At 69.0% G+C, this 19,616-nt stretch carries 23 protein-coding genes; 10 read left to right on the top strand and 13 right to left on the bottom strand.

Translation table 11 applies throughout. From position 1 onward, the window contains the following. Positions 1-50: 50 nt before the first annotated feature. Positions 51-1,526: a peptide MFS transporter gene (locus tag BMY74_RS09540; RefSeq protein WP_089913015.1), complete on the bottom strand. Its 1,476-nt coding sequence runs from the start codon at positions 1,524-1,526 to the stop codon at positions 51-53. A 143-nt stretch (positions 1,527-1,669) separates the two neighbouring features. Here BMY74_RS09540 and BMY74_RS09545 point away from each other — a divergent pair, with 143 nt between their 5' ends. Next, a complete protein-coding gene (locus BMY74_RS09545) occupies positions 1,670-2,233 on the top strand; it encodes a TIGR03086 family metal-binding protein (RefSeq protein ID WP_089913018.1) in 564 nt (187 codons plus the stop codon). 210 nt (positions 2,234-2,443) lie between these two features. Here the strand turns inward: BMY74_RS09545 and BMY74_RS09550 are convergent, their stop codons facing one another. Both BMY74_RS09550 and BMY74_RS09555 read right to left on the bottom strand, forming a co-directional pair. After that, a complete protein-coding gene (locus BMY74_RS09550) occupies positions 2,444-2,911 on the bottom strand; it encodes a GNAT family N-acetyltransferase (protein ID WP_218159586.1) in 468 nt (155 codons plus the stop codon). Then, the gene (locus BMY74_RS09555; protein WP_245786005.1) at positions 2,908-3,408 is read right to left on the bottom strand and encodes a DUF4262 domain-containing protein; all 501 of its coding nucleotides are present in this window, start codon (positions 3,406-3,408) and stop codon (positions 2,908-2,910) included. The genes BMY74_RS09550 and BMY74_RS09555 overlap by 4 nt, the downstream gene beginning before the upstream one ends. Positions 3,409-3,535: 127 nt before the next feature. Between BMY74_RS09555 and BMY74_RS09560 the strand changes: the two genes are divergently transcribed. Beyond that, positions 3,536-4,372, top strand: a complete 837-nt coding sequence (locus tag BMY74_RS09560; RefSeq protein WP_089913023.1) for a helix-turn-helix domain-containing protein — start codon at positions 3,536-3,538, stop codon at positions 4,370-4,372. After that, positions 4,369-4,548 carry a DUF397 domain-containing protein gene (locus BMY74_RS09565; protein WP_089913026.1) on the top strand — a complete coding sequence of 60 codons (180 nt, stop codon included), beginning with the start codon at positions 4,369-4,371 and terminating at the stop codon, positions 4,546-4,548. Before BMY74_RS09560 ends, BMY74_RS09565 begins: the two co-directional genes overlap by 4 nt. On the opposite strand, the gene BMY74_RS09570 is transcribed toward BMY74_RS09565, so the two are convergent. After that, a complete protein-coding gene (locus BMY74_RS09570; protein ID WP_089913029.1) occupies positions 4,516-5,094 on the bottom strand; it encodes a TetR/AcrR family transcriptional regulator in 579 nt (192 codons plus the stop codon). The genes BMY74_RS09565 and BMY74_RS09570 overlap by 33 nt on opposite strands. A 105-nt stretch (positions 5,095-5,199) precedes the next feature. Between BMY74_RS09570 and BMY74_RS09575 the strand changes: the two genes are divergently transcribed. The 3 genes from BMY74_RS09575 (at position 5,200) to BMY74_RS09585 (ending at position 7,326) form a co-directional block, all read left to right on the top strand. After that, positions 5,200-6,126, top strand: coding sequence for an alpha/beta hydrolase family protein (locus tag BMY74_RS09575; protein ID WP_089913032.1), 927 nt, complete (start codon positions 5,200-5,202; stop codon positions 6,124-6,126). A 61-nt stretch (positions 6,127-6,187) separates the two neighbouring features. Continuing rightward, positions 6,188-6,850: a DddA-like double-stranded DNA deaminase toxin gene (locus BMY74_RS09580; RefSeq protein WP_089913037.1), complete on the top strand. Its 663-nt coding sequence runs from the start codon at positions 6,188-6,190 to the stop codon at positions 6,848-6,850. Beyond that, the gene (locus BMY74_RS09585; protein WP_089913040.1) at positions 6,847-7,326 is read left to right on the top strand and encodes an Imm1 family immunity protein; all 480 of its coding nucleotides are present in this window, start codon (positions 6,847-6,849) and stop codon (positions 7,324-7,326) included. The genes BMY74_RS09580 and BMY74_RS09585 overlap by 4 nt, the downstream gene beginning before the upstream one ends. Positions 7,327-7,382: 56 nt before the next feature. Here the strand turns inward: BMY74_RS09585 and BMY74_RS09590 are convergent, their stop codons facing one another. From BMY74_RS09590 to BMY74_RS09610, 5 genes are all read right to left on the bottom strand, one after another. Next, positions 7,383-8,132, bottom strand: a complete 750-nt coding sequence (locus BMY74_RS09590; RefSeq protein ID WP_089913043.1) for a YebC/PmpR family DNA-binding transcriptional regulator — start codon at positions 8,130-8,132, stop codon at positions 7,383-7,385. Then, positions 8,129-8,761 carry a pyridoxal 5'-phosphate synthase glutaminase subunit PdxT gene (gene pdxT, locus BMY74_RS09595; RefSeq protein ID WP_177229659.1) on the bottom strand — a complete coding sequence of 211 codons (633 nt, stop codon included), beginning with the start codon at positions 8,759-8,761 and terminating at the stop codon, positions 8,129-8,131. Before pdxT ends, BMY74_RS09590 begins: the two co-directional genes overlap by 4 nt. A 24-nt stretch (positions 8,762-8,785) precedes the next feature. Further along, positions 8,786-9,646 (bottom strand): DUF1963 domain-containing protein, encoded by an 861-nt coding sequence (locus tag BMY74_RS09600; RefSeq protein WP_089913045.1) that lies wholly within the window; start codon positions 9,644-9,646, stop codon positions 8,786-8,788. Between the two features lie 67 nt (positions 9,647-9,713). Then, positions 9,714-11,048: an amino acid permease gene (locus BMY74_RS09605; protein ID WP_089914199.1), complete on the bottom strand. Its 1,335-nt coding sequence runs from the start codon at positions 11,046-11,048 to the stop codon at positions 9,714-9,716. Positions 11,049-11,188: 140 nt separating this feature from the next. Next, positions 11,189-12,376 (bottom strand): trans-sulfuration enzyme family protein, encoded by a 1,188-nt coding sequence (locus tag BMY74_RS09610; protein ID WP_089913047.1) that lies wholly within the window; start codon positions 12,374-12,376, stop codon positions 11,189-11,191. A gap of 74 nt (positions 12,377-12,450) precedes the next feature. Between BMY74_RS09610 and BMY74_RS09615 the strand changes: the two genes are divergently transcribed. After that, positions 12,451-12,891: an Lrp/AsnC family transcriptional regulator gene (locus BMY74_RS09615; protein WP_030478062.1), complete on the top strand. Its 441-nt coding sequence runs from the start codon at positions 12,451-12,453 to the stop codon at positions 12,889-12,891. Here BMY74_RS09615 and BMY74_RS09620 read toward each other — a convergent pair. Both BMY74_RS09620 and BMY74_RS09625 read right to left on the bottom strand, forming a co-directional pair. After that, the gene (locus BMY74_RS09620; protein WP_089913050.1) at positions 12,888-13,196 is read right to left on the bottom strand and encodes an AzlD domain-containing protein; all 309 of its coding nucleotides are present in this window, start codon (positions 13,194-13,196) and stop codon (positions 12,888-12,890) included. The two genes, BMY74_RS09615 and BMY74_RS09620, sit on opposite strands and share 4 nt — an antisense overlap. Continuing rightward, positions 13,175-13,873, bottom strand: a complete 699-nt coding sequence (locus BMY74_RS09625; protein WP_089914201.1) for an AzlC family ABC transporter permease — start codon at positions 13,871-13,873, stop codon at positions 13,175-13,177. The genes BMY74_RS09620 and BMY74_RS09625 overlap by 22 nt, the downstream gene beginning before the upstream one ends. A 58-nt stretch (positions 13,874-13,931) precedes the next feature. On the opposite strand from BMY74_RS09625, the gene BMY74_RS09630 reads away from it, so the two are divergent. Beyond that, entirely contained in the window at positions 13,932-14,486 is a 555-nt protein-coding gene (locus BMY74_RS09630; protein ID WP_245786006.1) for a helix-turn-helix domain-containing protein, read from the top strand. On the opposite strand, the gene BMY74_RS09635 is transcribed toward BMY74_RS09630, so the two are convergent. Further along, a complete protein-coding gene (locus tag BMY74_RS09635; RefSeq protein ID WP_218159587.1) occupies positions 14,483-15,298 on the bottom strand; it encodes a hypothetical protein in 816 nt (271 codons plus the stop codon). The two genes, BMY74_RS09630 and BMY74_RS09635, sit on opposite strands and share 4 nt — an antisense overlap. A 176-nt stretch (positions 15,299-15,474) precedes the next feature. Between BMY74_RS09635 and helR the strand changes: the two genes are divergently transcribed. Together helR and BMY74_RS09645 are read left to right on the top strand one after the other, a co-directional pair. Then, a complete protein-coding gene (gene helR, locus BMY74_RS09640; RefSeq protein WP_245786007.1) occupies positions 15,475-17,646 on the top strand; it encodes an RNA polymerase recycling motor ATPase HelR in 2,172 nt (723 codons plus the stop codon). Positions 17,647-17,693: 47 nt separating this feature from the next. After that, a complete protein-coding gene (locus BMY74_RS09645) occupies positions 17,694-18,479 on the top strand; it encodes an LppU/SCO3897 family protein (protein ID WP_089913057.1) in 786 nt (261 codons plus the stop codon). Positions 18,480-18,531: 52 nt separating this feature from the next. On the opposite strand, the gene pdxS is transcribed toward BMY74_RS09645, so the two are convergent. Then, positions 18,532-19,425 (bottom strand): pyridoxal 5'-phosphate synthase lyase subunit PdxS, encoded by an 894-nt coding sequence (pdxS, locus tag BMY74_RS09650; RefSeq protein WP_089913060.1) that lies wholly within the window; start codon positions 19,423-19,425, stop codon positions 18,532-18,534. Between the last annotated feature and the right edge of the window lie 191 nt (positions 19,426-19,616).

Raw genomic sequence — 19,616 nt, forward strand, 5'->3', positions numbered from 1 at the left:
CCGCACCGCCGCCGCGACGGGCCTTCCTCTCACCTTTTCACCTCAAAGCCCTACTCGACGCCCGCCATGAGCTTGCGGATGGCCGGAGCCGCCACGGCGAGAGCCGCGCCGAGCACCACGGCCGCGCCTCCCAGCGTGAGGAAGTACGCCGACGGGCTGGTCGTGTAGAACTTCACGAGCTGCGCGGCCACACCGGTACCGGCCGAGGTCGCGAGGAACCACAGGCTCATCGTCTGCGACGCGAACGCCTTGGGCGCGAGCTTCGTCGTGGCCGACAGGCCGACCGGCGAGAGCATGAGCTCACCCGCGGTCATGATCAGGAACATCACCACGAGCCACAGCGGCGTCACCTTGCCGTCGGCGGCCGAGTTGCTCGCGAAGTACATCAGCACGAACGACAGGCCGACGAGCACCAGGGCACCGGCGAACTTGCGCGGCGTCGAGGGCGCGCGGTCCTTGAGCTTCAGCCAGATCCAGGCGAACACCGGCGCCAGCGCGATGATCATGATCGGGTTGATCGACTGGAACCAGGCGACGGGGAACTCCCAGCCGAACACGTGGTTGTCGACGTGCGAGTCGGCGAACTCCGCGATGACCGACGCGCTCTGTTCGAAGATCAGCCAGAACATCGCCGCCGCGATGAACAGCGGGATGTAGGCGATGACGCGCGGCTTCTCCTCCGGCAGCGTCTTCTTGCTGCGCAGCATCACGGTGAAGTACCCGATGGGCAGCACGACCGACATGATGCTGATCAGCAGGATGACGCCCTCGACGTCACCGAGCAGGTACGCCACGACGCCCAGCACGGCGATGGCGACGGCGGCGCCGAGGATGAGGGCGTAGACGCGGCCCTTCTCGTTCGGGTGCAACGGGTTCGTGGGCACGGCGGCCGAGCCGCGCAGGTGCTTGCGGCCCATCCGGTACTGGATCAGGCCGAGCGCCATGCCGACCGCGGCGACCGCGAAGCCCGCGTGGAAGCCGATGCCGTCCGCGAGCGCGCCGGTGATCAGCGGCGACACGAAGCCACCGATGTTGATCGCCATGTAGAAGACCGTGAAGCCCGCGTCGCGGCGCTGGTCGTCACGGGCGTAGAGGCCGCCGACGACGGTCGAGATGTTCGGCTTGAGCAGGCCCGTGCCGAAGACGATGAAGATCAGGCCGAGGTAGACGCCCGTGATGCCGATCGGGATCGCCAGCGCGATGTGACCGCACATGATCAGCACGCCGCCGTAGAACGTCGCGCGCTGACCGCCCCAGACGCGGTCGGCGAGCCAGCCGCCCGCGACACCGGACATGTAGACCGCTGTGCCGTAGATGGCGACGACCGACAGGGCGAGCGCCTTGTCGACGCCCAGGCCACCCTCGGAGACGGCTGTCCACAGGTAGAGGCCGAGGATGGCCTTCATCCCGTAGAACGAGAACCGTTCCCAGAGTTCGGTGAAGAACAGCGTGGACAGGCCTCGGGGGTGCCCGAAGAATCCCTTGTCCTGCGCGGAGATGCTGGCGCTAGGAGCGCTCACAGTCATCGTCCTCTCGTGTCAACGATGTCACGGCGGATCCGGTCGAGATTACGCCGAACGCGTGTACGGCTGGCAAATCAGGTTGCGTCCGAGTGGCCCAGCTCTCACGCCGGGGTGCGGGGTTGGCCAGGATTTGATGCACTGCTGGGATGGACTTGATCCAGGCGCACGGCGTGGCGATGACGGAGTTCGACCGGCGGGTGCGGGAGGTCGCACCGGACCAGTGGACCCTCGGCACCCCCTGCCGGGAGTGGTCGGTCAGAGACCTCGTCGGCCACCTCGTGCACGAGCAGCTCTGGGCCCCGGAACTGCTCGCCGGCTGCACGGTGGACCAGGTCGGGGACCGGTTCGACCACGACAACCTGGGTGACGACCCGCTCGTGTCCTGGGTGGTGGCGGCCGCGGCGGCCCGCGAGGCGTGGCTGGAGCCGTCGGCGCTGGGCCGGTCCGTGAGCGTGTCGAGCGGGACGATGGACGCCGAGGAGTACTGCTGGCAGATGACCGCGGATCTCGCGGTGCACGCCTGGGACCTGGCGCGCTCGATCGGAGCGGACGAGCGGATCGACCCGGCACTCGCGTCGGCCGTGCTGTCCTACGTGGAGGACAACGTCGACGACTGGAGCGGGTCGTCGATGTTCGACTCACCTGTCCCCGTTCCGCCGGACGCCGACGACCAGACGCGACTCATCGGCCTGCTGGGACGCAAGCCGTAAGTCCGCCGGTGGTTGAAGCGGCCCGCAACGCAGCCCCCTGTGCCTCCTGCGTTGCGGGGCGCTCCTCCCCCGACCGCGGCCACCGGATCCCCCCGGACCGGCCGGCCGCACCGCAGTTCTACAGGGTGATCGTTGTCCGGTGTCGTGGCGCGAAAAGCGGACAACGTCCAGCTGACAACGTTCTGGTCTCGCGGGCGCAGCCCCTGGACGTCAGACGACCTTCTGCTCCAGGGTGACGCACGCGATGCCGGTGGCGTCGAGGTGCTCACCGGCCCGGACGAACCCGGCGCTCTCGTAGAACCGGATGTTCGCGTCGCTCTCGGCCCCGGTGAACAGCCAGACCACGCGGACGGACTCCGGCGCCCGCCCGCTGATCGCCTCCAGCAGCCTGCGGCCGACCCCACCACCCTGGACGTCCGGCGCGACGGACAGCCGCGCGACCTCCATGCGGTCCCCGTCGACCCGGCTGCGCACCGACCCGACGAGCCGCGTCCCGTCGAACGCCCCCAGAGCGGGCGTGCCGTCGGCGAGGTGGCGGCGGACCTCCTCCAGGGTCTCGACCAGCGGCGGCAGGTCCCAGGCCCCGTAACGCCGCGCTTCCTGCAGGTAGGCGGCGCGCTGGACGGTCATGACCTCACCGGCGTGCGCCTCGGTCAGCGGTCCGATGTGGACGTTCACGGCCCGGTGACCCCTGGCGTCCAGCTCTCCGGCAGGCCGCTCTCCGTGAGGATGATCTGGTGGTCGTGGAACCCCTCCGGCGCGTCCGGCTGCCACGGCCACTGCCCCTGCGGCGTCGGCACGATGATCTGCACGGCGGCGAACTCCGACCCGTCGTAGAGCAGGTAGGCGCTGCCGAAGAACTCCGGGTAGAACCCCTTGTAGACGCGCTCGAACACGACCGGCACGCCCTCGAAGAAGTCGTCGTACGGCTTGCCCGGCTGGAACCGCTCCCCGCCGCTGGCCCGCTTCACGTACATGTTGATCAGGTTCTCGCCCATGCCCTGCGGCAGCCCGATCACGACGGCCTCCGCCACGCCGAACCGCCGCCAGGCCCCCACCGAGAACACGTAGCCGGGGCCCTCGGCGTCCGGGTTCACGACGATGTTGGTGTGGCCGTGCCGGTCGGCCGCGGACAGCAGGCGCGCCCGCAGTTCGATGTCTTCGTCGGAAAGCACGGCACCCAGCCTACGGCACCCCCGGAGCGCCTTATGCCTGCTTGGAGCTGTTCCAACGCTCCCACCTTCAGGCAGATTTGACGCGAAACGATAGAGCTTTCGCGGGCCACGGCCCTACCTTCCGGGGATGCCCAAGAGATCGTCCAGCGTGGTGGGCCGCGAGTTCGGCAACGGCGTCCGTGCCGCCATCGAGAGCACCGGACTGACCCAGCGCCGGCTCGCCGAACTGCTCGGCTGGCAGGAGGCCAAGCTCTCCGACATGTTGTCCGGCAAGGGCGGCGTCACGGAGTTGGAGGTCGCCACCCTGCTCGCCTACTGCCGCGTGCCGCTCGTCGAGCGCGATCGCCTGCTCGCCCTGTTCCGCGAGGTCGGCAGCTTCTACGTGCAGATTCCCGAAGACGGCTTGCCCGACCAAGCCCGCACGCTGATCAACCAGGAGAGGGAAGCCAACGAGATCACCGATTGGTCGATGATCGTCGTGCCGGGCCTGATCCAGATTCGGGAGTACATCGAGGCCGTCACCGCCAAAGCGCGCACGGTCCCGCCGGAGAAGATCCCGGCGACCGTCGAGGCGAGGGTCGCGCGAGCGGAGATCCTCGAATACAGCCGGACTTTCACCTTCTACCTGCACGAGCAGGCGCTGTTGCTCCCGGTCGGCGGTGAGGAGGTGTGGAGAGAGCAGCTCGCCCACCTTCTGCGACTGTCGGTGCGGAAGTACATCACCATCCGAATCGTCCCGAGATCCGCAGGCATGCATGCGGGTGCGGCAGGCGACTTCCGGCTGATGAAGTTCCCGAAGTACCCACCGGTCGTCTACCTCGAGAGCGTCAAGTGCGGACTGTTCTTCGACGACAAGGAGACCGTGGAGGTCTACGAGAACATCCTGAAGGACCTCGCTGCCATCGCCCTGAGTGAGGAAGAATCGAGGGCGGTGATCAACAGCATCTTGGAGGGCCTCCAATGACCGCGTGGCGCAAAAGCACCTACACCGGCGATGGCAACAACTGCGTCGAAATCGGCACTGGCGTCGGCATCCGGGACAGCAAGGCACCGGCCACCCACGTGCCCGTGAGCGCGCAGGCGTGGTCGGCGTTCCTGGAGATGGCCTCAGCCGAGGTAGCGGCACCCGTCGAGCAGTAGGCCGATGGCGAACCGCGCGTCGTAGTCGGGGCCGGCTCCCTCGGCCCCCGCGCAGATGTCCCCGATGGCGCGCAACAGGTGCAGGGGCGGGATGTCCGCCCTGATCTCGCCGGCCTCGCGCGCCGCGCCGAGGATGTCGGCGAGCACCGGCAGCAGCCTGTCGAGGAAGAGCCCGTGCAGGCCCGCGAAGCCCTCGGGGTCGGTCCGCATCGCGGCGCCGAGGCCGTGCTTGGTCACCAGGAAGTCCACGAAGAGGTCCACCCAGTCCCGCAGCGCCGCGAACGGCGACTCCGCCGACGCGAGCAGCGCGGGTCCGGCCTCGGCGCAGGCGTCGATCTGGTGCCGGTAGACGGCCACGACCAGGTCCGCGCGCGTCGGGAAGTGCCGGTAGATCGTCCCCATGCCCACGCCGGCCTCGGCGGCGATGCGGCGCACCGGCGCGTCCACCCCGTCCGTGACGAACACCGCCGCGGCGGCGTCGAGCAGCGCTTTCTCGTTGCGCCGTGCGTCCGCCCGCTTCGCGGCCACCGGCTCTCCTGCACCCACGCGACAACTCCTCCCTTGCCAACCGGAACATTGCTCCGTATATTCGGAACCGCGCTCCGATTAGGAGCCTATCAGCTCACCCACACCTCTCAGGGGAACTCTGTCATGCCCGTGACCAGCACCGCGCTGCCCACCTTCACCACCCCGATCATCAGCGTCAAGGGGATCGTCCTGCCCGCGCCGGACCGCGGCGACGACCTCCAGGTGCGCGTCTCCGCACCGGCCACCGGCACCGATCTCCCGATCGTCGTGCTGGCCCACGGCTTCAGCGGGTCGATGTCGAACTACGACCCGATCGTGGACTTCTGGGCGGGCAACGGGTTCGTCGTCGTCCAGCCGACGTTCCTCGACTCGCTGACCCTCGGCCTCACCCCTGCCGACCCCCGGTATCCCGAGATCGCGCGCTTCCGCGTGCAGGACGTCCAGCGGGTGGTCGACGACCTGGAGCAGCTCCTCGCCGCCGTTCCCGGGCTCACCGGCCGCGCCTCCCTCGACCGCATCGCCGTCGCGGGCCACTCGTGGGGCGCGCAGACCATCGGCATGCTCCTCGGCGCCCGCGTCCTCGACGCCGACGGGCGGCCGGGCCCGAACCTGGCCGACCCGCGGGTGAAGGCGGGCGTGCTCTTCGCCGCGACCGGCTTCGGCGGCGACGACCTGACGCCGTTCGCGCGGGAGAACTTCGGCTCGTTCATGTACCCGGACTTCGAGGAGATGACCACGCCGTTCCTCACCGTCGCGGGTGACCACGACCAGTCGATGCTCAGCACCCGCGGCCCCGACTGGTTCACCGACGTCCACCACCACAGCAAGGGTTCCCGCGCGTTGCTGACCCTGTTCGGCGGCGAGCACTCGCTCGGCGGGATCCACGCCTACAACGCCACGGACACGACCGACGAGGACCCCGCGCGCGTCGCGGTGATCAGGCGGGCGTCGTGGGCGTTCCTGCGCGACGCCCTCGGTGTCGACGAGCTGGCGTGGAAGCGGCTGCAGGCCGAGGACCTCGCCCCGGCCGGCCGCCTCGACGTGAAGTGACCACCCGATCGTGTGTGTGGCTTGGAGCTCCTCCAAGCCACACACTGCTTTCAGGGGTCCGATGTCCTTCTCAGGTGTCACGGCTGCGCTGAACCGGGTCGCGGAGTTGGCTGAGCAGGCGCTCCAGGCGCTGCGCCAGGCCTCTGACAGTGCCGGGGACTGCGGCAAGCTGCTCTCGGGGTCCACCGCGGGCACGACGAACGAGGACGAGGCCTCAGCGGTCACCGCCGACTTCGAGGCGGTGCGCGCTGGAGCTTTGCGGCAGTGCGAGGCTCTGGAAGCCGTGCTGCGCGGCATCGACCAGATCAGGGCAAGGTTCGAGGCCGGCACAGCACCTGAGCCGCCAACCTGGGCAGAGCAGCAGCGAGAACGTCTTCCTCCCTACATCACCAGCGGCTTTTATCTCGACCCGGACGGCCACGCAGAACTCGTGCAGAGCGGACGCGAACCCGACGGAGAACACGAGCGCATCAACAACCACCTGATCGCAGTGGGAGCTATTCCGCCCATCAAGATCGAGTCGGCAACGCACGTCGAGATGAAGGTGGCCTGGCGGATGCGACAAGGCGGTGTCGACCGGGTCGACCTGACCATCAACAACAAGGTCTGCACGGGCGACTTGTCCTGCACTCGCCTGTTGCCGTACGTGCTTCTGCCAGGACAAAAGCTCGTGATCCACGACCCGGTAAAGTCACATGAAATCCGCGGAAAGGACGTTCGGTGAGCTTCACGCTCGAGTTCTGGTACTACGCCAAGACTGGCCCGCTGCAGTCAGGTGGACCAGTCTCGGCAAAATCGACCTCGGAGATCGAAGAGGTCCTCTCGAACCTCCTCAAGGAGGGCGCGCAGCCCCATCCCACTCAGGTGGTCGCCCCCGAACTGCCGAGGTTCGGCATTCTGGACATGCCGGACCGGATGTTCAAGATGGACCTCGACCACGAGAGCACCATCGGCGCACTGCACTACTTCGGGCCAGACGAGTACGACGAGCCCGGCCGGTTCTGGTCCTGGGCGTCAGTCTCGAACGAGGACCTCCCCAGTTCCCCACCCGTCCTGTACATCGACAAGGACAACCGGACCCCCTTCCCACCTCGCTCGGCGCTCACGCTGAAGACCATCACGAAGGCGTTGGACGAGTTTCGTCAGACCGGGACCCGCCCGACCTGCATCGAGTGGCAGTCGACCGGCGGCATCGCCTGAAAAGCGGGAACGCCGGCCACGCGTGCTGCGTGACCGGCGTCCGTCCGTGCGGGGTCTCAGCCGACCTCGGCCATGACCTCGTCCGACACGTCGAAGTTCGCGAAGACGTTCTGCACGTCGTCGCAGTCCTCCAGCGCGTCGATCAGCTTGAAGATCTTCTTCGCGCCCTCGGCCTCGAGCTGGACCGACACCGACGGCAGGAAGCTCGACTCGGCCGACTCGTAGTCGATGCCCGCGTCCTGCAGCGCCTTGCGGACCGGGATCAGGTCGCCCGCCTCGGACACGACCTCGAAGGCCTCGCCCAGGTCGTTGACCTCCTCGGCACCGGCCTCGAGCACCGACATCATCACGTCGTCCTCGGTCGTGCCCGCCTTCGGCACGATCACGACGCCCTTGCGGCTGAACATGTACGACACCGAACCGGGGTCGGCCATCGAACCGCCGTTGCGCGTCATCGCCGTGCGGACCTCGGTGGCGGCGCGGTTGCGGTTGTCGGTGAGGCACTCGATGAGCACCGCGACACCGTTGGGGCCATAGCCCTCGTACATGATCGTCTGCCAGTCGGCGCCGCCGGCCTCTTCACCGCCACCGCGCTTGCGGGCGCGCTCGATGTTGTCCAGCGGCACCGAGTTCTTCCGGGCCTTCTGGATGGCGTCGAACAACGTCGGGTTGCCGTCCGGGTCCCCACCACCCGTGCGGGCCGCCACCTCGATGTTCTTGATCAGCCGCGCGAACAGCTTGCCGCGCTTGGCGTCGATGGCGGCCTTCTTGTGCTTGGTGGTCGCCCACTTGGAGTGGCCGCTCATTTCTCCTCCGAACCAGTCGAACCACGAACCATGTCCACGAACAGGCGGTGCACGCGCTCGTCCCCCGTGAGCTCCGGGTGGAACGCCGTGGCCAGCACCTTGCCCTGCCTGACCGCGACGATCCTACCGGCGGCATCGCCCGCCTCAGCCGTAACGGGCACCGTAGCGAGGACCTCGACGTCCCCGCTCACCGACTCCACCCACGGCGCACGGATGAACACGGCGTGCACACTCTCGCCGGCCAGGTCGAGGTCGGTCTCGAACGAGTCGACCTGCCTGCCGAACGCGTTGCGGCGCACCGTGATGTCCAGGCCGCCGAGCTGGTGCTGGTCCTCGCGCCCGTCGAGCACGTCGTTGGCCAGCAGGATCATGCCCGCGCACGACCCGTAGGCGGGGAACCCGGCCTTGATCTTCGCCCGCAACGGCTCCAGCAGCTCGAAGTTGTCGAGCAGCTTGCTCATGGTCGTCGACTCGCCGCCGGGGATGACGATCCCGTCCAGCTCGTCCAACTCCTCGGCCCGGCGCACGGGCCGTGCCGTGACATCGCACTGGGCGAGCGACACGAGGTGTTCCTGGACATCGCCCTGGAGGGCGAGCACGCCGATGACGGGAGGAGCAGCGACAACCATGCTCACCAGCATATTCGAGCCGGATCAGGGGTTGTAGAAGACCTGGGCGAAGGCGCGGTCGAAGCGTCCCGCCGCGAGGTCGTCGCGCTGGATCCCCCAGTGGACGGTGGCGCTCTCCCAGCCGGAGACGTCCGCTCCGGCGTACCAGTCGGCCAGGAGCACCCAGTCCGCGACGTCGTCCGACACCGGGCCCTCCCAGTTGCCCTTCTCGGCCGCTCGCACGGCACGGCGCACGACGTTGCCGAGCGGATCGGTGTAGACGGCCTCCTCGTCCGCGTAGCCCCCGATCTGGAGCGACCCCTCGGTGTTGACGGCCTCACGGGTGTCCTGCCAGACGCCGACGAGGTCCTCGGAGCGCGGGTGTCCGGGAATCGGGCCGGCGGTCCGCTCTCCGCGGACCTGGAACGCGTGGTGGTTGGGCAGGGACACGGCGGCCACCGCCCGCAGCGGGCCCTGGGGGAACTCCTCGAACATCGTCTCGTAGTCGTCGACGTCCCACTCGTTCCAGGCGTTCCGGTCGCGTTCCACCACGGCCGTTCCGACGGGGACGTGGACCACGCTGCCCATGCTCACGCACTCGCCCTCGTCCTCCGGGAAGGCGAACAGCAGCAGCTGCCCGTCGCGCGGCAGCGGCAGGTCCGTGCAGCCGGAGGGCAGAGCGGCGAGGTCGAGGGTGGCGACGAACGGCTCGGCGGGGTCCGGGACGTCGGCCGGCAGCAGGAGCGGGCCGCCGAACCGGCCCACCACCGGCCCGTCCCCGGACTGCGTCAGCGTCGCGCAGGGGCGGGCGAGCATCAACCAGTTCTCCACGTCTTCCGGGGGAATTCCCCGCTCGATCGCCTTGTCGCGAAAGGGGGTCAACCGGTCGCCGAAGCCGAAAGTCATGGCGGAACAACAGGGGGTACGAAAAGGCCTCCCCGTCCAAGGGACGAGGAGGCCTTGTGCGGCACCGTCAGTCGACGCTGACGAGTTCGTTCTGCCGCACGTCACGCGACTTCACGAAACGCCAGCCGACGAACAGCACCAGCGCGAGCACCGGAATCGACCAGAACGCGATCTTCTCGGCCGTTCCCGCGAACGCCATCTGCCCGATCACCAGTGCGAGGAACGCCAACGTTCCGTACGAGGTGTAAGGCGCGCCCGGCATCCGGTAGGAGGGCCGCTGGATCTCGCCCGCCATGGCCTTCTTGCGCAGCCGCAGCTGACAGATGATCAACGTGGCCCAGGTCGACACGACGCCCAGGGACGCCACGGCGATCGCGATGTCGAAGGCCTCCTTCGGCACGATGTAGTTGAGCACCACGCCGAAGAGGTAGGCGACACCGGTGAACAGGATGCCGCCGTAGGGCACGTGCCGGGAGTTCATGCGGCCGGTGACGGCGGGCGCCTCGCCCTTCTGCGCCAACGACCTCAGGATGCGGCCGGTCGAGTAGAGACCGGAGTTGCAGGAGGACAGCGCGGCGGTCAGCACGACGGCGTTCATGATGTCGCCGACCACCGGGACGCCCAGCGCCGAGAACACGGTCACGAACGGCGACTCGGTGCCGGTGAAGTGGTCCCACGGCAGCAACATCGTCAGCAGCAGCACCGAACCGACGTAGAAGATCGCGATGCGGTAGACCACGCCGTTGATGGCGCGCGGCATGACCTTCTCGGGGTCCTTGGTCTCCCCCGCGGCGATGCCCACGAGTTCGATGGCCGCGTAGGCGAAGACGACGGCCTGCAACGTCATGAGGGCGACGCCGATGCCCGCCGGGAACAGGCCGCCGTGGCCGAGGGTGTTCGAGACCGAGGCCGTCGTACCGCCGATGTCCGCGTTGCCGATGACCAGGCCGGTGCCCACCACCAGGAACACGACGATCGCGGTGACCTTGATGACGGAGAACCAGAACTCGAGCTCGCCGAAGAGCTTCACCGACAACAGGTTGATGGCCACGAGGACCACCAGCGCCACGAGAGCGGTGATCCACTGCGGCAGGTCGGGGAACCACTTGTGCATGTAGATCGCGATGGCGGTGATCTCGGCGATGCCGGTCATCGCCCAGTTCAGCCAGTAGAGCCAGCCCGACGTGAAGCCGGCCCACGGACCGATGAACTCGCGGGCGTACTCGACGAAGCTGCCCGACACGGGGCGATGCAGCACCAGTTCGCCCAACGCGCGCATGACGAAGAACGCCGCGAGGCCGCACACCGCGTACGACAGGATCAGCGACGGCCCCGCTGTGGCGAGGCGCCCGCCCGCACCCAGGAAGAGGCCGACGCCGATCGCGCCACCGATGGCGATCATCTGCACCTGGCGCTTGCTCAGCGCCTTGGTGTAGCCGTCCGCATCGATTTCCACAGAACTCACGAAGAGGTTCCTTCCGAAAACGGAAAAATGCTCGCGTCGGAACCTCCCGCGCCCCGACGCGCTGAATGCGGGGAACCCTAGCGAGTGGCGGTCATCACCAAGAAATCACCTGGGGAAGACTTAACGTAAGCCACGTCACACAGCGCTGCGTTTAGGTCTTCCCAAATGTCTTCGACGTGCTCGAGGCCCACGGAAATGCGCAGCAAATTGTCCGGAACGCCGGAAGCCCGCAGTTCTTCTCCGGGAACGAGGCGATGCGTCAAAGCCGAGGGGTGCTCGATCAACGTGTCGACCGAACCCAATGAGACGGCCGGCGTGATGAGCTTCAAACGGCGCACCACCTCGACCGGATCGCCGTGCACGCCGAACGCGATCATGGCGCCGGTTCCGCGCATCTGCCGTGACGTGGACGGGTAGCGCACGAACTCCACGGCGTCGTGCTCGGCCAGCCGCGAGGCCAGCACGGCCGCCGACCGGGAGGCCGCCTCGACGCGCAGCGGCAGGGTGGCGAGGCCGCGGTGCAGCAGGTAGCCGCCCAGCGGGTGCAGCACGGCACCGGTGATGATCCTGACCTGCCGCAACGCCGCCGCCAGCTCCTCTGAGCAGGCCACCACGCCGCCCAGCACGTCGCCGTGCCCGCCCAGGTACTTGGTGCCCGAGTGCAGCACGTACTCCGCGCCGTGCAGCGCCGGGTTCTGCAGGACCGGCGTCGCGAAGGTGTTGTCGACCATGACCGGCACGGAACCGGCCTGGCGCACGACGTGCTCGATGTCGACGAGGTCGAGGTTCGGGTTGGCCGGCGTCTCGACGACGACGAGCCCGGTGTCCGGCCGGATCGCGGAGGCCACCAGGCCCGCCTCGACGTACGTCGTCGTGACGCCGAGCAGACCGGACGACAGCAGGTGGTCGGTGCCGCCGTACAGCGGCCGCACGGCCACGACGTGCGGTTTTCCGGCCATGACGCACGCGGCCTGGACGACGGCGGTCACCGCCGCCATGCCGCTGCCGAACGCCACGGACGTCTCGGTGTGCTCGAGGGCCGCGAGCGCCTGCTCGAAACGGGCCACCGTCGGGTTGTGCAGCCGCGCGTAGACGGGCGAGGAGGCCCGCGCGGCGCCGGTGGCCCAGTCACCCAGCGCCTGACCGCCGAGCGCCTGGTCGGGCACGGGGTAGGTGGTGGACAGGTCGATGGGAGGAGCGTGCACGCCGAGCTCCGCGAGGTCGTCGCGGCCGCCGTGCACTGCGATGGTCTCGATGCGCGTCATGGCCCGAATGGTGGAGACTTCCTCGGCAGAGCGGGTGCAACGGCGCAGCCGATTCGGTAGAACGGAGAAGAGCCGTGCTGGATTCGATCGACGAGGCCATCGTGCGGGAGCTGCGGAAGGACGCGCGGCTGCAGAACAAGGACCTGGCCGAACGCGTCAACGTCGCGCAGTCGACGGCGGTGGTCCGGCACCGGGCGTTGCGGGAGCGGGGCGTGATCACCGGCTACCACGCCGAGATCGACCCCGGCGCCGTCGGCCAGCACGTGCAGGCGATGCTCGCGGTGAAGATCCGCCCGCACACCAAAGAGATCGTCGACCCGTTCATGGCGTACGTGCTCTCGCTCCCCGAAACGCTCGCGCTCTCCCACGTGACGGGTCCGGAGGATTTCCTCGTGCACGTCGCCGTGTCCGACGTCGGTCATCTCCAACGGCTCGTGCTCGACAAGTTCACGAGCCGCCGGGAGGTGACGGAGGTGCACACGAACCTGCTTTTCTCGCACGTCAGAAAGCACTAGGCGACGCCGAGCAGCCTCAGCCCCGCGGTCGTTCCCGCCGCCAGGACAATAATTGCGACGAATGGCAGTTTGCGCCACGCCGCGAGACCACCGACAGCGACTCCCGCGGCCAGTGCCCAGCCACCGAACTGCTTGCCGTTCGTCAAAGCCGACACGGCCACCAGAGCCAGCAGCAACACCGTGGCGGAGGCGGACATAAGTTCGCGGACCTTCTCGGGCAGCGTGACGCGGTCGCGCAGCAACGGCCCGGCGAACCGGATGGCGAAGGTGCCGGCAGCCAGGATCAGGACCGCGGTGACGGGCACGGCTCCTCCTTCTTGGTGGTGCGGAACGCGACCAGGCCGACCAGCGCGAGCAGCACGGGCACACCGGCGGGCAGGAACGGCGTCGTCAGGAGCGCGATCGCGGCGCCGGCGAGAGCCGCGTTGCGCGTCGCCGCGTCCTTGAGCGCCGGGAGCGTGAGCGCCAGCAGCGCCGCCGGGAACGCCGCGTCCAGCCCGAACGTCCCCGGGTCACCGATCGCCTGCCCCACGAGCGCACCGACGAGTACGCCCACGTTCCAGGTGAAGAACAACGACACACCGCACGCCCAGTAGGCGGCACGCGCTCTCGCGGGATCCCTCTGCGCCATGGCGAACGCCGTCGACTCGTCGATCAACAGGTGACTGCCGACGATCCGCGCGAGCGGGTTCCTGCCGAGCACGTCCCCGACCGCGAGCCCGAACGGCAGGTGCCGCGCGTTGAGCACGAGCCCGGCCAGCACCGCGGCGGCAGGACTGCCACCAGCGGCGACAACGCCCACGGCCATGAACTGCGAGCCACCCGCGAAGATCACCAGCGACATCAGCACCGGCATCCACCACGGCAGGCCGGAGCCCACCGAGATCGCGCCGAAGCTCGCACCGGTCACCGCGGCCCCCAGTGCCACCGCGGCCACGTCACGCAGGAGCACAGCATCAAGAGTTCGCCAGATCGAACGCACCACCCATTAAGATGAACACCTGGGCTCGGTGTTCGTCAAGACGAACGGATGGACTTCTGTGTCGAACGCACCACTCGACCTGATCGCGGCCAACCTCCGGCGTGAGCGCGATCGCACCGGCATGTCGCTGAGCGAGGTCGCCAAGAAGGCCGGCATCGCGAAGTCGACGCTCTCCCAACTGGAGTCCGGCGCGGGAAACCCCAGCGTGGAGACCCTGTGGGCCCTCGGCGTGGCCCTGGGCGTCCCGTTCAGCCAGCTCGTCGAACCCGCCGTCCCCCGCGTGCAGGTGATCCGCGCGGGCGAGGGCCCGGTCATCCACTCCGAGCGCGCGCACTACTCCGCGACGCTGCTGGCCGCGTGCCGTCCGGGCACCAAGCACGACATCTACTGGCTGGCACTCGAACCGGGCGGTGCCCGCGAGTCGCTGCCGCACGTGCCGGGCAGCGTCGAGCACATGATCGTGGCGTCGGGCCGGTGCCTGGCGGGGCTCGCCGACGACCCGATCGAGCTCGGGCCCGGTGACTACATCGTGTATCCGGGGGATCTGCCGCACGTGTGCAAGGCGCTGGAGCCGGGGACGACGGCGATGATGGTGATGGAGCACACCGTCTAGCTGAGGCGGCTCTGCAACGTCCGCAGCCATGACTCGCTGAGCGCGGGTTCGCCATCCATGCCGCGTGCGATCTTCCGCCGCACCTCCTGGGTGCGGCCGAGCGCCACCAGGTGTACGGCCTCGGCCAGCGCGACGCGCGTGCGTTCGTCCCGCTTCGCCTCGCGCAGGTGCTCGCGCCAGCGGTGCAGCGGGAAGGGCCAGGTGAGCTTGGTCTGGTTGTTGCCCAGGTAACTCCAGACCCGCACGTCGAGCGACACGTTGACCACCGAGGAGGCGGGCAGGCGTCGCGTCCACTCGGCCTGCTGCTGCCAGCGTTCGACGTTCGGGCTGGTCCGCCTGCGGATCGTCACGCCGACGAACCGCAGCTTGCGCCGGATCGCGGGCCAGGTCTCGCGTTCCTCGGCGATCCAGTCGTCCAGCAGGCCGAAGAGCTTCTCGAACGACCCTCCCGTCGCCACGACGTCGACGAAGGTGACCGGACGGTCGCGCCGGGCCAGCGATGCGGGCGTGACGCCGATCTCGGCGAGCATCTCGCGGGCGCGCGGGACGTCCCCGCGCAGGACCGGGCCGTGGCGGAACGACAGGGGCAGCCGGTGCAACTTCCTGCCCTCCAGCGCGCCGCCGAGCAGGTCGAACATCGAGTCGAGCGACCTCCCCACGAACACCAGGTCCCCGTCGCCGCTGCGAGCCAGGACCTTGCCGGCGCATTCCGCGAGGTCGTCGAGGTACCAGACCTCGGGCGCCTCGACGTCGTCGAGCATCGACCCGAGCTGGTCCGGTGTCACGAGGTCCCAGCGGAGCGGCAGGTTCACGCGGCCATGATGACCAGCGCCGCCTCCTCCACGCCAACGAAAAACGGGCCGCGTCGCGCGTGCGACCGGCCCGTTCTTCCATTCAAACGTATAGCAGAGAGGGGGCCTTGCCACAAGGCCCCGGGCATCGTTCACACTCGACGCCTCAAGCCAAAACCAGGCGCACTGGGGAGCACGTGGGTTACGAAGAAGAACTGCAGTCCGAACGCGACTACGTGGCCGGTCTCTACGCACGGCTCGATGGCGAACGTGCGCGCGTGAAGGCGGCGTACCAGTCCGCGCTGGGTGGCACCGGCGAGACCGCGATGGAACGCGACAACGAGGTGCGCGCCCGGCACCGCGAGATGAAGCGCCTGAACGTCGCCGACTACGGCCTGTGCTTCGGCCGGCTCGACAGCGCCGACGGGGACGTCTCCTACATCGGCAGGATCGGCCTGTTCGACGAGTTCGACGACTTCGAGCCGTTGCTGCTCGACTGGCGGGCACCGGCGGCGCGGCCGTTCTACACCGCCACCGGCGCGAACCCCGAGGGGCAGCGCCGGCGTCGCCAGTTCCTCACCCGCCGCCGCACGGTGGCCGGGTTCACCGACGAGGTGTTCGGCAAGCTCGGCGAGGAGCGGGGCGACGTGGCCCTGCTGGAGGCGCTCAACGCGCCGCGCGGGCAGGGCATGCGCGACATCGTGGCGACCATCCAGTTCGAACAGGACGCGATCATCCGGCTCGACCACCCCGGCGTGCTGGTCATCGAGGGCGGCCCGGGTACCGGCAAGACGGTCGTGGCGCTGCACCGCGTCGCCTATCTGATGTACACGCAACGAGAGCGCATGGAACGGCACGGCGTTCTCGTCGTCGGCCCGAACCCGGCGTTCCTGAACCACATCAGCCGCGTTCTGCCGTCGCTGGGCGAGTCGGACGTCGTGTTCTCGACCGCCGGCAGCCTGCTGCCCGGACTGCTCGCGACCGCCGAGGACGCGCCCGAGGTCGCCAAGCTCAAGGGCTCGCGCACGATGGTGGACGTGCTGAAGGCGGCGGTCGCTGCCCGGCAGCGGGTTCCGGAGGAGCCGATCCCGATCGGGATCAAGGACATCGTCGTCAACATCGGCGCGGACGTCGCCGAGTGGGCCCGGCAGGAGGCGCGCGACAGCGGCCTGCCGCACAACGAGGCCCGCGCGGTGTTCCGCGAGATCGTCACGTACGTCCTGACCGAGCGCGCCATCGGCCGCATCGGCAAGGGCTGGATGGCCCGGGACGACAAGCAGGCCTGGGAGGACATGCGGTCGGGCCTGGTGAGGGACCTCGCCGACGACGACGCGTTCATCGCCGCGCTCGACGCGCTGTGGCCGATCATGACGCCGTTCGAGCTGCTGGGCTCGCTGTACTCGTCGCCGGAGGAGCTCGCGGCGGCGGGCGCGGACCCGTCGCTGCACCGCGCCGAGGGCGACGCGTGGACCGTGTCGGATGTGCCGCTGCTCGACGAGCTGTACGACCTGCTGGGCAAGGACGGCTCCGAGCAGGCCGCCGACCAGGCCGCGGAGGCCGAGCGCGCGGCCGAGGCCCGGTACGCGGCCGAGGTGCTCGACAGCATGGTCGGCCGCTTCGACCACATGGACGACGAGGACCACCTCTTCGCCTCGGACATGCTGGAGGCCAACGACCTGGCCGAGCGCTTCGAGAACCACGACCAGCGCACGCTCGTCGAGCGGGCGATGGCCGACCGCGGCTGGACCTACCGGCACGTGGTGGTGGACGAGGCCCAGGAACTGTCCGAAATGGACTGGCGGGTGTTGATGCGCCGCTGCCCCGGCCGTTCCTTCACCGTGGTGGGCGACCTGGCGCAGCGCCGTGCGCCGGCGGGTGCCACGTCGTGGGGTCAGATGCTGGACCCGTACGTGCCGGGCCGCTGGGAGTACCGCTCGCTGACGGTCAACTACCGCACGCCGGCGGAGATCATGGCCGTCGCGGCCAGGGTCCTCGCCGAGTTCGCACCGGACGTCGTCGCGCCGGAGTCGGTGCGCGCCAACGGTGTCGAGCCGTGGGCGCGGCAGCTGTCGGAGGACGAGCTGCCGGCGGCCATCGAGGAGTTCACCCTCGCGGAGGCCGCCCTCGAAGGCACCAGCGTGGTGATCGGCCCGCACGGCGTGCCCGGCACCGTGCCCGCCGCGGAGACGAAGGGCCTGGAGTACGACTCCGTGCTCGTCGTGGAACCGGGACGGATCATGGCCGAAGGACCGCGGGGCGCGGCGGAGCTGTACGTGGCGCTCACCCGTGCCACGCAACGACTCGGCGTGCTGCACCACGAACCGCTGCCCGAGGCGCTGTCCGGCCTGGCCGAAACCGTGCGCACCTGACGCGGAGAACGCATTAGGCTCCCCCTTTCGACCACTGGGGGAACCTGATGACCACACCACCTGGCAGACCCGGCGAGCCGGAGAACCCGTGGGCGCCGCCCGCGGGCCCGGCCCGCCGGTCGCCCGACCCGGACGACGCCCTGTACGGCCCCGTCGACCCGGACCCGTTCGGGGCCTACTCGGGCCCCGCGCCGCAGTACCCGCAGCAGGGTGACGGCCCGCGTCCGATGCTGGACGTGGCACCGCAACGGTCCTCGCGCGCCGGCCTGCTGATCGGAGCCGGCCTGCTCGTGCTCGTCGTGGCGATCGGGGCCGTGCTGCTGTGGGTCGTGCGCAAGGACGACCTTAAGTTCGGCAGCGGCACCGCGCCGGCCACGACGACGGCGGTACCGACGACCACCACCAGCAAGCCGAAGCCGTTCGCGGTGGTCGGCGACTGCGTGCTGCTCACCGGCGGGACGTTCGACGCGGCCTACGCGAAGACCGAGTGCACCGAGAACAAGCACAACTACGTGGTCACCAGGACGTTGCAGACCGCGGAGAAGTGCGGCGAGGACGACGACTCGTACGTCAAGTACACCAAGGGGTACGGCATGAACGTGTGCCTGGTCCCGGTGTTCACCGACGGCGAGTGCTACGACTTCGCGCTCGCGTCGCTGAAGGCGGAGTTCCCGAAGAAGCCGTGCGGCGGCTACATGGTCGTGAAGGCCAAGGTGCTGGCGGACACCGTCGACAAGGCGGCGTGCGGGCAGGACGAACGGCTCGCGCTGGCCCTCGCGTACCCGGAGATCAAGACGACGTACTGCCTGACCCACACGTTCACCGTCGGCTGAGAACGACCGAAGGCGCACCGCCTCGAAGCGGTGCGCCTTCGTTGCGCAGTGCTTACCAGCCGCGCTCGGCCAGGCGGTGCGGCTCCGGCACGTCCTCGACGTTGATGCCGACCATGGCCTCGCCCAGGCCGCGCGAGACCTTGGCGATGACGTCGGGGTCGTCGTGGAAGGTGGTGGCCTTCACGATGGCCTCGGCGCGCTGGGCCGGGTTGCCGGACTTGAAGATGCCGGAACCGACGAACACGCCCTCGGCGCCGAGCTGCATCATCATCGCGGCGTCGGCAGGGGTCGCGATGCCGCCCGCGGTGAAGAGCACGACGGGCAGCTTGCCGTTCTGGGCCACCTCGCGGACCAGCTCGAACGGCGCCTGGAGCTCCTTGGCGGCGACGTAGAGCTCGTCCTCGGGGAGGTTCTGCAGGCGGCGGATCTCCTGGCGGATCCTGCGCATGTGTGTGGTGGCGTTCGAGACGTCACCGGTGCCGGCCTCGCCCTTGGAGCGGATCATGGCCGCACCCTCGGTGATGCGGCGCAGGGCCTCGCCGAGGTTCGTGGCGCCGCAGACGAAGGGGACGGTGAACGCCCACTTGTCGATGTGGTTCGCGTAGTCGGCCGGGGTGAGGACCTCGGACTCGTCGATGTAGTCGACGCCGAGCGACGCGAGGACCTGGGCCTCGACGAAGTGGCCGATGCGAGCCTTCGCCATGACCGGGATCGAGACGGCGTTGATGATCCCGTCGATCAGGTCGGGGTCGCTCATGCGCGCGACGCCGCCCTGGGCGCGGATGTCGGCGGGAACGCGCTCGAGGGCCATGACGGCGACGGCGCCCGCGTCCTCCGCGATCTTCGCCTGGGTCGCGTCGACCACGTCCATGATCACGCCACCCTTGAGCATCTCGGCCATGCCGCGCTTGACGCGGGCAGTACCCGTGACCTGATCAGTGCTCACCTGGGCAACCTTTCACGAGGGGAAGTCTTGGTGAACTCACGGTACGACCGCTGTGGCCCCCTCTGCCAAGCCACTGGAGCCACGTTTCGGAAGGCCACTTTCACGATCAACGCAGGTCGTGATGCCCGTCACGCAGAGCTGGCGTGAACGCCAGTCGGCGACCAGATGGGTCTGCGGGGTTGTCCCGGAAC

The sequence above is a fragment of the Lentzea albida genome, from assembly GCF_900111005.1.
In the GTDB taxonomy this organism is placed as follows: Bacteria; Actinomycetota; Actinomycetes; order Mycobacteriales; family Pseudonocardiaceae; genus Lentzea; species Lentzea albida.

What these genes read in the sequence shown, in the direction of transcription:
- BMY74_RS09605 (WP_089914199.1), bottom strand. Translation starts at nt 11,048, where the DNA reads ATGATCGCCATCGGTGGCGCGATCGGCGTCGGCCTCTTCCTGGGTGCG.
- BMY74_RS09590 (WP_089913043.1), bottom strand. Translation starts at nt 8,132, where the DNA reads ATGAGCGGCCACTCCAAGTGGGCGACCACCAAGCACAAGAAGGCCGCC.
- pdxT (WP_177229659.1), bottom strand. Translation starts at nt 8,761, where the DNA reads ATGGTTGTCGCTGCTCCTCCCGTCATCGGCGTGCTCGCCCTCCAGGGC.
- BMY74_RS09565 (WP_089913026.1), top strand. Translation starts at nt 4,369, where the DNA reads ATGACCGCGTGGCGCAAAAGCACCTACACCGGCGATGGCAACAACTGC.
- BMY74_RS09575 (WP_089913032.1), top strand. Translation starts at nt 5,200, where the DNA reads ATGCCCGTGACCAGCACCGCGCTGCCCACCTTCACCACCCCGATCATC.
- BMY74_RS09600 (WP_089913045.1), bottom strand. Translation starts at nt 9,646, where the DNA reads ATGACTTTCGGCTTCGGCGACCGGTTGACCCCCTTTCGCGACAAGGCG.
- BMY74_RS09540 (WP_089913015.1), bottom strand. Translation starts at nt 1,526, where the DNA reads ATGACTGTGAGCGCTCCTAGCGCCAGCATCTCCGCGCAGGACAAGGGA.
- BMY74_RS09545 (WP_089913018.1), top strand. Translation starts at nt 1,670, where the DNA reads ATGGACTTGATCCAGGCGCACGGCGTGGCGATGACGGAGTTCGACCGG.
- BMY74_RS09610 (WP_089913047.1), bottom strand. Translation starts at nt 12,376, where the DNA reads ATGACGCGCATCGAGACCATCGCAGTGCACGGCGGCCGCGACGACCTC.
- BMY74_RS09580 (WP_089913037.1), top strand. Translation starts at nt 6,188, where the DNA reads ATGTCCTTCTCAGGTGTCACGGCTGCGCTGAACCGGGTCGCGGAGTTG.
- BMY74_RS09560 (WP_089913023.1), top strand. Translation starts at nt 3,536, where the DNA reads ATGCCCAAGAGATCGTCCAGCGTGGTGGGCCGCGAGTTCGGCAACGGC.
- BMY74_RS09645 (WP_089913057.1), top strand. Translation starts at nt 17,694, where the DNA reads ATGACCACACCACCTGGCAGACCCGGCGAGCCGGAGAACCCGTGGGCG.